Below are 1,809 nucleotides of genomic sequence, written 5' to 3' on the forward strand. Positions count from 1 at the left end.
GCGATAACCGCCTTCCCGCTTCCATCAGCAGCTTTCGGAATAATGCCCTGCCTCTTTCCAGTTCAGCAGGCGGCTGGTTTGCCCTATCCCCGGATTGAAGGAATTTGTCGGATCGAGTTCCCGATAAAACTGTTTCAGGCTGTCTTCAGCTTCATAAAGATGCCCGACATTATGCTCCGCCGGATATTTCGCGCCGCGTTCCTGCAATAGCGCAAGAATCTCTTTTTTCAGCGCTTCACAATCCTCTCCCTTCTTCACCAGATATTCCTGATGGAGAACGTGGCAGAAGAAATGCCCGCAATACATGATGGTATCAATTTTCTGCTGGATTTCAGCAGGCAGCCGCTCAAACCAGTCAATGGTGTTGCGCGGCAAGGCAATGTCGAGCGCGACAATATCTTCGACAGTCGTGGAATGGACAGCGCGATACCTGACGACCGCGCCCCCGACAGCAAAACGGTTCAGGAAGGCGGCTTTTCCCTCTTCTTCGCTACATTCAAAATAAGCGCCCTGCGCGCTCGGGAAGCGCGCTGCCAGATATTGCCGCGCTTCCTCAATGCCATCATTTCCCATTTTAAGAAGGAGATGGTGCTCATACCGCTCGCCAAAGTCATTCAGTCTCGATGGCAGGTGGTTCGGCAGAAATTTTGCCCCAAACTGAAGCAGCCTGTCACTGATCGCTCCACCAAAGCCCAGTTTTTCAGTCATGCCGTCGAAACGGCTTTTCAGGCTGAATGCAAGCGGAACCCTGTCCGTTCCGAAAGTCCGGATGAACAGGAACATGTCCTTGCCATAGCGTTGCGAAAGCTCATAAGCATCGCGGTGCATATATTCACCAGCGATCGGAAGACTATCGAAAGTCGATAGAATATCCCGTCTGATGCTTTCGAGTTCGGCGGGATCATTAGACCCGATATAAAAGACCTGGGTTTTGTCATCGGCAGGGAATGTGTCGATCCTCAGCGCAAAGACCGCAAGCTTGCCCGCGGATCCCGACGCCTCGTAAAGCCGCCGGGGATCGGCATTATACCTTGCCGGGGAACTGGCGGAAATATCACGCACATGATTGCAATATTCGTGATCCGATGCGGAAAGGTTCGATGATCGATCGACTTTATCAGCCGCAATCTCACCATTGTCCAAACGGCTCAATATCTCTTCAGGCGTATCGCCCAGATCGATGCCAAGATGGTTGACGAGGGATAATTCCCCATTGGCATCGATGCGGGCAAAGAGTGCAAGCTGGGTGTAGGCCGGGCCTCGTCTTATCAGCGAGCCGCCCGAATTGTTGCATATGCCGCCAGTAACCGAGGCGCCGATGCAGCTTGAGCCGATCACAGAATGCGGCTCACGTCCGATGGGACGCAGCCTCTTCTCCAGCTGGTCGAGCGTGACGCCGGGATGAGAGACGACTTGCGCGCCACCATCGAGCAGGTCGAGCCGGCTAAGGCGCATCATGTTTATGATGACCACCGGGCGGTCATAGCCTTGCGGCACCGGCGTCGAGCCTCCCGTCAGCCCGGTATTTGCGGCCTGACAAATAATGATTGTTCCCGCCTTGTGGCACGCCTCCAGCACGCGCCACATCTCAAGCAGGGTGCCGGGACGCACGACCGCGAGCACGGTTCCGCCTCCATAGCGATAGCCTTGGCGAAAGCGGCGTGTCTGCGTATCGCCCGTCAAAACGTGCTTGCGGCCGACGATATGATGTAGCTGTTCAATAAGTATGGGCATGAAACTTCTGTAGCTTGGCGAAACCATCATATTCAAGCAAAATAACGCAGCCGGATTGCATCAGCCAGCAATGCA

At 54.5% G+C, this 1,809-nt stretch carries 1 protein-coding gene; it reads right to left on the reverse strand.

Translation table 11 applies throughout. The features are described from left to right. Positions 1 to 24: 24 nt before the first annotated feature. Positions 25 to 1,734: a D-lactate dehydrogenase gene (dld, locus tag DKP76_RS18850; protein WP_109708177.1), complete on the reverse strand. Its 1,710-nt coding sequence runs from the start codon at positions 1,732 to 1,734 to the stop codon at positions 25 to 27. Between the last annotated feature and the right edge of the window lie 75 nt (positions 1,735 to 1,809).

The sequence above is a fragment of the Falsochrobactrum shanghaiense genome (assembly GCF_003149535.1).
Taxonomy (GTDB): Bacteria; Pseudomonadota; Alphaproteobacteria; order Rhizobiales; family Rhizobiaceae; genus Brucella; species Brucella shanghaiense.